Raw genomic sequence first — 7,202 nt, 5'->3', positions numbered from 1 at the left:
ACCTTGATGGGTTTTTCTGTCCACTTAAATGTTCAACTTAAATTTTACAATCTGCCGAGAACAAAAAAGCCCCACAATAGCAGGGGCCGTTGTGGGGTAAGTTGACTATTTCATCATGTTGGTCTTGAGCAGGTAGTGGTGGCCGGCGGTGATGTCGTACTGGACGAGTTGGTAGTCGTGCCACAGCTTCTTCTGCTTTTTAGTGAAGGACTTATAGGAGACGACCTTGCCCTGTTGGTTGACATATTCGGGTGCTGAGTTGAAGCTGTTAGTTCCGTTTTGCTGGGTACTCAGTGCGTAGGCCGGGAGCTGGTGGTAGAGCCGGGTCAGCAGTGCCTGGTAGGGGGTGACTTGTGAATTGGTCTGTTCGGCGGTCATCGCAATGAAGTCGTTAGGGCCAACATAATGGGTCGACCGGGTCAGTTTCTTGGCCCCCTGCCGCTGAGCAGCCGGGTTGGAGTAGATGAAGTAGTCGGTCTCGTGCAACTTCAGGCCGTCCTTCTTCATGCTGTTACGGTAGATTCCCGGCAGGTGGTCACCGTAGAAGACCAGGGTGATCGGCCGGTTGATCTTGTCGATTTCCTTGATGAACTGAGCAACCGCCTCATCGGTGTGGTGGATCCCCATCGCATAGTTGGCTACCTGGGCGGGATCGGTACCGTTGCCGACCGTGGCGCGGTAGCGGTTGGTCCCGTTGTAGAGGTTGTTGTACGGCAGGTGATTCTGCATGGTGACCAGGTTGATGAATTGAGCACCAGGGTGATCCTTCAGCTGGTCCAGGGTATTGGCGTAGGCTGTTTGGTCGGACATGTAAGTGTTGCGGTCGATCTTCTTTTGGTGTCTGATCGGGTATTCCTTACTGCCGAGGTAGGAGAACTTCTTGAAACCAAATTTCGGGTAGTCGGTGCCCCGGTCGTAGAACTTCTTGGAGTAGGGGTGGATGGCCGCCGCGTACTTAAAGCTCTGGACAATTGTTGGGTTGTGCTTGAGGTAGGGAACCAGCTGGGTGTATGGGGTCGACAGGGTCTGGGCAAAATTGCACATGGCAAAACCGGTCAGGGTCATGTATTCCATGTCGGCCGTCCCACCACCGTAGCCAGAGCTAATCATGATCCCGGAGGTCGTCTGCTTCTTGATGTGGTCGATCTTTGGAATCGGGTTAGCCTTGAGAGAGACACCGGGGACCCGGTTTGGGTTGGCAAAACTCTCACTCAGGTTGAAGATAATGGTCTGATCCTTCAACTGGTTAGTTCGGGTGGCGTTAATCTGCTTGGCAGCCTGGCTGTATTTGCGGCTGATCCGGTCCATCGCAGCCCGGGAGTAACCATGAGGCCTGGTCATGACCGTGATGTCGACGTTGTTAAGAAACTGGACGGTCGGCCCATTCTGCTTGGCGCCCACAGCCTGGTGAATAAAGTGGGGCTGGTCATCCAACCCGGTCATCAGGGTCTGCATCCGGGAGCCGTGGTGGTTCCAAAGGGCTGAGCTGCTAAATGCACCGACGGCCAGAACTAGCCAGAATAGCCGCCATGGCCAGGTGAGGCGTTGGGCTCGTCGCCAGCGTTCTAAGACGATGATGGCGATGATGACCACCACGATGGCGATCCCACTGTAGATCAGGAGGTGGTAGTCAATCATCTTGAGTAAACTGTCGAGGTCGTTGATCATCGCCAGCTCGGACGGCAGGATCGGTTCGTTTCGCAGGTCCATCTTCTGAATGTTAGCGACGATCCAGATCACGTTACCCATTCCGGTGACCAGTAGTGACAGCCAGTAGCGGTTAGTCAGCGCTTGGAGGGCTTTGAAGGTCAAAAAGATCAAAAGCGTCGTCAACCAGAGCATCGACTGCTTGACGAAGTGGGTGTGGTTACCCATGTAATAAATAGAGAGGTCGGCGAAGATGTAGGCAACTAAGAGGGCCAGCAGGGTTGGCCACTGCCGCCGGATCATGCCGCCCAGTTGATGAACAATCGATGCTAATTGTTGGTCAGCCGGCTGATCAGGAGCCGTGGCAAAGCAGCGTTCGATTCGCTGACTGAGTTGCCACTGACGCTGGAACCGGTCCATCAATAGTGGAAGCCAGGCAGCGATCACCAGGTTAAGGATGGTCAGCCCCAGGATGATCAGGAGTTGGCCAGCCAGGCTGTTGGTCGACTCGGTTAGGCTAGCGGCTCGTTTGATGACGATGTTGTCACTGAGCAGGACCGCCAGCCCGGTCAAGAAGTAACTTGGCTGGTTGAGGGTCGTAGCGAAACGGGTCAGCGGCTCCTTCAATAGGGTGAAAAAGGCGGTGGCCACAATCACGGACGGCAGGAAGGTTGGCGTGGTGAACCGCCCGGCTGTGAGCATGCTGGCGTGAGTCTGAAAGGCAGCATTAGGCATGATTGCGACCAGGATGATGTTAACGACGAGGGCTACCCCCAGCCACTTAGTAACCGCTTGCCGGTTGGCCACTAACTGATCAGCCAGGCTACCAATTACTAGAATCAGCAGGGCAAAGGTGACCGAGTTTCCCTTGAGGAGACCGAACATGTCCCGGTTAAAGATTGTCGTCACCGCTAGCGGTAGCATGGTGATGACGATTCCGGTCCGCGCATTGTGGTTGCTGAGTCGGGTTCGCAGCCACGGCAACAAGGCGCTGGCGATGATTACCGCGGTGGCGAGTGGGGCCGCGTTACGACTAATGGGCAGCAGTGCATTGTAGAGGCGGTGGTAGTTAAACTGGTTGAAGACCAGCCAGTCGATTGTAACTGCTCCGGTGGCTACCAGAATGGTGTAGAGCCATAATTTAATGGTTCGTGCCAGGTGAAGATGCTGGCGGCTCAGCACGGCTCCAACCGTGAGCAGGGCGATCAGGTACAAAATAATAGTGCCGCTATGAAGAAGTTGGTAGCCGACCATGGTAAGGTTATTATGCGCATATTTGATGTAAGTCAGTTGAGGTGACCAGATGATGGTGTTGGTGCTCCAGGCAAAGACGAGGAGCGCAAATGACCACCAGGCCCGAACGTGTTTCATGAAGACGTCTCCCATTCAATTAAATATAACCAGTATAACGCAGAATTTGGTTAAGGCGTGGTTAAGAATTAGCCGACGGTGTGGTGAAATCGTTGACAGTGGTCTATCATCAACGCTAAACTACAGAGTGACACGATGTCACTTTAAAGAGAATTATACGGAAAGTTCGTGGTAAAAATGTTTCTTGCGTTGAAAGAGATCAAACACGCCAAGTTCCGCTATGCCCTAATCACGGTTATGATCATGATGATCAGCTACCTGGTCTTCATCCTGATGGGGATGATGCTGGGGTTGGCCAATGAGAATAAGGCGGCGATCAATAGCTGGGGGACTTCGACCGTCTTCTTAAATAAGAATGCCAACGGAAACTTGAGCGCGTCGATGCTGACCAAGGATCAACTGCCCAGCCGGTTAAACAAGCACGAGGCCTTGGTTGGTCAGGTGCCGGTGGTCGTCACTCGAGTTGGCAGCCAGCATAAATTGAAGGAGAACGCCCAGGTGATCGGCCTGGATCGCCAACAGTTCATTGCTAAGGAGAAGATTGCTCTAACGGCCGGTCACCAGGCGAAGGAAACTCACCAGGTGGTCGTGGATGAAGGGTTAAGGGCCAAGGGCTACCGGCTCGGTGACCGGATCCGACTGAACTCCAGCGAGCAGAAGTATCAGATTGTCGGCTTTACTAAGGATGCCAAACTTAACGTGGCCCCGGTGATCTACACCACCCTGACCAGCTGGCAGCAGCTGAAGGGGGTCAATAACCGGGTCGTCGCTAGCGGGGTGGTGACTGACCGGACTGAACCGGCTAGCCGCTTCGACCAGTTGAGTCGCTACACAGCCGCTACCTTTATTCAGAAGTTACCGGGTTACACTGCCCAAAACAACACCTTTACCTTCATGATCGCCTTCTTGATGGTAATCTCCCTGGTTATCATTGCCGTCTTCTTGTACATCCTGACAATGCAGAAGATGAATAATTACGCCGTCTTGCGGGCCCAGGGGATCCCGGCCAAACACCTGGTAGGCGCGACCCTGGCCCAGGCCGTGATCCTGATGTTGGCCGGAGTGATCGGTGGGATTATTTTCACCTGGATCACCCAGCTCGTCCTGCCAACGACGGTTCCGATCTTGATGAACTGGCCGATCATTGCTGGTATCAGCCTGGTCCTGATTATTTTGGGGATGCTGGGAGCCCTGCTACCGGTCCGGATGATTCTTAAGATCGACCCGGTTAAGGCGTTGAACAATTGATGGGAGGTATGAATAATGACCGCAATTAAGTTGACCAATATTGATAAGTACTTCGGTACGGGGTTGAGCCGGGTCGAGGTGCTTACCAACGTTAGCTTCACCGCCGACCTCGGCGAGCTCAGCCTAATTCTGGGGCCGTCTGGGTCGGGGAAAAGCACCCTTTTGACCATTATGGGCGGTTTACAGACGCCTGACCAGGGAGAGGTTCTCATTGACCAGCAAAACCTGACCAAACTGTCACCCAAGCAGCGTGACCAGCTCCGCCTCAATAAGATTGGCTTTGTCCTTCAATCCTATAACCTCCTGCCCTACCTGAATGTCCGTGACCAGTTTAAGCTGGTTGACCGGGTTAAGGGGAAGGGGAACCTTCCACAAGCTGAGTTAGACCACCTCCTAACCGAACTCGGGATTGACCGCTTGCTAAACCAGTATCCCGGCGAACTTTCAGGTGGGCAGAACCAACGAGTGGCGATTGCCCGGGCCCTCTACACCGACCCCCAGATTATCCTGGCAGACGAGCCCACTGCCGCCCTGGATAGTAACCGGGTGAAGGTCGTCGGCCAGCTCTTGAAGCAGATGGCCCAGGATCATCACAAGGCCGTCATCGTGGTGACTCACGACCTGCGTCTGCGGGAGTTTGCCGACCATACCTACCAGTTGATGGATGGTCACTTGACCAGGGAAGCTTGATATTTCCCGGGAAATATCTAATTAATTCATAAAATACGGTCGTTACTTAGCGCGACAGGGATGTCACTTGGTATAATTTTAGTAAGTAACCTACAAAAACTAAGTAAAGGAGAAACGTATGGCTTTCTTAGAACTGCATGACATCCATAAGTCCTACTACCTCGATAAGGAGGAGCTTCCGGTCCTCAAGGGGATTAGCCAGGACTTTAACCGTGGCGAGTTTGTATCGATCCTCGGCGAGTCTGGGGGTGGAAAATCGACCCTGATGAACATCATTGGGGGGCTGGACCGCAACTTCACGGGTCAGGTGAAGGTTAATGGCCAGCTGCTTGATCATCACGATCAGAAGCAGCTGGATAACTATCGGCGGTCCACGGTCGGTTACATCTACCAGTCCTACAACCTGATTTCCCATCTGACGGTCCTCGACAACGTTCTGATCGCCCTGGATATGACTACGCTGACTCGGGAGGAGCAGCATCAGCGGGCCCTCCAGCTGTTAGATAAGGTGGGGTTGGGTGATCAGGTCAACAAGCACCCTAACCACCTTTCTGGAGGCCAGAAACAGCGGGTGGCAATCGCCCGGGCCCTGGCCAGTGACCCGCAGATCATCATCGCTGACGAACCAACCGGCGCCCTGGACGCCCAGAATACCCAGGAGGTTTTGGCCCTTCTTGACGACATTGCCAAGGACGGCAAGCTGGTCATTGCGGTCACTCACTCTCAGGAGGTGGCTGATCATGGGACGCGGATTGTTCACCTGGCTGATGGGGTGATCGACGGGGACGAGCGATTACGGCCTGCTTACACCCTGCCGGCACATCCAACCCAGATTGCGGCCCGCCCGTTGCCGGCGACGGCGAGCTACCGGACGGCTTTCAAGCACCTGATGTATAATTTCTGGCGTAATTCTCTGATCATGCTGGGGACGGCGATCGGGATTTTTGCGGTGATCCTCTTTACCGGGCTGGGGAACGGAATTAACGGTTATATTCAGGACCAGATTAACTCGTTGGCCAACCCGCGAGCGGTAACCGTCCACAAGAACCCGACCGGGAAGAAGATGAATCAGGACCAGCTCCAGGCCTCGATGCAGAATATGGCGGCCGATCCCCAGTCGATGTTGATCAGTCAGAGAAATGTCGATCGTTTGCGTAAGCTCAAGGGAGTCTCGGTGGTTGAACCGGGAGTGACGGTTGCGGGCTTCCGCCTGGCCTACCAGAAGATGCAGCAGAGCGGCACTAACCTGGCAACCTGGAACCGTTCCGTTACCACCCGGGCAATCAAACACGGACACAAGCCGGGGGATAACGAGATCCTCCTGACTAAACAGCAGGCAATCCAGTTGAACAACCCGACTAAGTACCGTCAGCTGGTTGGCAAGAAGGTTCACCTAACCTTCAATTGGGTTGATCGCAATGGTAAGCCGGTACCAGTGACGGGTGATGTGAAGGTCAGCGGAATTGCTGACGGAGTGAGTGCCGTGACCGCCCTGAACTACACGACGATGTACCGCCTGATTAAGGATAGTGGTGGCACGACGGCGGCCAATTCCATCGCCGTGATCGTCGACGACCTTGACCAGGTACAGGCAGTGGCCAACCGGATCGATAACATGCGTGATGGCAATAACAAGCGGATCTTTGGTGCAATTACCGTTGGCTCGATCTTAAAGACCGTCAATACCTATGTCAGCCTAGCCTCAACCGTCCTGGCCGCCATTGCTGGTATTTCCCTGCTGGTCTCGGCCCTGATGATCATCGTAACGATGTACATGTCAGTATCAGAGCGGACTAAGGAGATCGGGATCCTGCGGGCATTAGGTGAGCGGAAAAAGGACATTCGCCGGCTCTTTACCTCCGAATTGATCCTGATCGGTCTCTTCTCTGCTGTCTTGGCAGTGATCTTGGCCCTAGCCGCGACAGCAATCCTGAATCACGCCCTGTATGGGATGATTAAATATGATATTGTTCAAATCACCGCGGGCAACATCGTATTTGCCTTCGTGGTGGCGATCGTGATTTCGTTTATCGCGGCGCTTCTGCCAGCACACCGGGCCGCCAACCTGAATCCGATCGACGCTTTGGCAGCCGATTAAGTTTATAAATAAACAGGAGGCTGGGAAATAAGCTTCTCGGCGCCCTGTACGGCTAGCCTAGGACGGAGGTTGATGCTGAAGGTGTCGGCCTTCGTTCGTAGTCAAATAGACTTGCTACGCTGCGCTAGATGCTAAGGGTGCGCTTACG

General features: G+C 54.0%; 4 protein-coding genes. 3 read left to right on the top strand and 1 reads right to left on the bottom strand.

The window, feature by feature from the left end; all coding sequences use genetic code 11:
* Positions 1 to 105 precede the first annotated feature (105 nt).
* Positions 106 to 3,018 carry an LTA synthase family protein gene (locus FD34_RS03015; protein WP_057806634.1) on the bottom strand — a complete coding sequence of 971 codons (2,913 nt, stop codon included), beginning with the start codon at positions 3,016 to 3,018 and terminating at the stop codon, positions 106 to 108.
* A gap of 177 nt (positions 3,019 to 3,195) precedes the next feature.
* On the opposite strand from FD34_RS03015, the gene FD34_RS03010 reads away from it, so the two are divergent.
* From FD34_RS03010 to FD34_RS03000, 3 genes are all read left to right on the top strand, one after another.
* Positions 3,196 to 4,266: an ABC transporter permease gene (locus tag FD34_RS03010; protein ID WP_057806633.1), complete on the top strand. Its 1,071-nt coding sequence runs from the start codon at positions 3,196 to 3,198 to the stop codon at positions 4,264 to 4,266.
* Between the two features lie 15 nt (positions 4,267 to 4,281).
* On the top strand, positions 4,282 to 4,956 hold the full coding sequence (locus FD34_RS03005; protein ID WP_057806632.1) for an ABC transporter ATP-binding protein: 675 nt from the start codon (positions 4,282 to 4,284) through the stop codon (positions 4,954 to 4,956).
* 118 nt (positions 4,957 to 5,074) lie between these two features.
* Entirely contained in the window at positions 5,075 to 7,054 is a 1,980-nt protein-coding gene (locus FD34_RS03000; RefSeq protein WP_057806631.1) for an ABC transporter ATP-binding protein/permease, read from the top strand.
* The last annotated feature ends 148 nt before the right edge of the window (positions 7,055 to 7,202 follow it).

The sequence above is a fragment of the Limosilactobacillus pontis DSM 8475 genome, assembly GCF_001435345.1.
GTDB lineage: Bacteria > Bacillota > Bacilli > Lactobacillales > Lactobacillaceae > Limosilactobacillus > Limosilactobacillus pontis.
Note: the sequence above shows the minus strand (reverse complement) of the source record. Positions and strands in the feature narration are given on the sequence as shown.

Coding starts and splice junctions, on each gene's coding strand:
- FD34_RS03015 (WP_057806634.1), bottom strand. CDS start 3,018: ATGAAACACGTTCGGGCCTGGTGGTCATTTGCGCTCCTCGTCTTTGCC.
- FD34_RS03010 (WP_057806633.1), top strand. CDS start 3,196: ATGTTTCTTGCGTTGAAAGAGATCAAACACGCCAAGTTCCGCTATGCC.
- FD34_RS03005 (WP_057806632.1), top strand. CDS start 4,282: ATGACCGCAATTAAGTTGACCAATATTGATAAGTACTTCGGTACGGGG.
- FD34_RS03000 (WP_057806631.1), top strand. CDS start 5,075: ATGGCTTTCTTAGAACTGCATGACATCCATAAGTCCTACTACCTCGAT.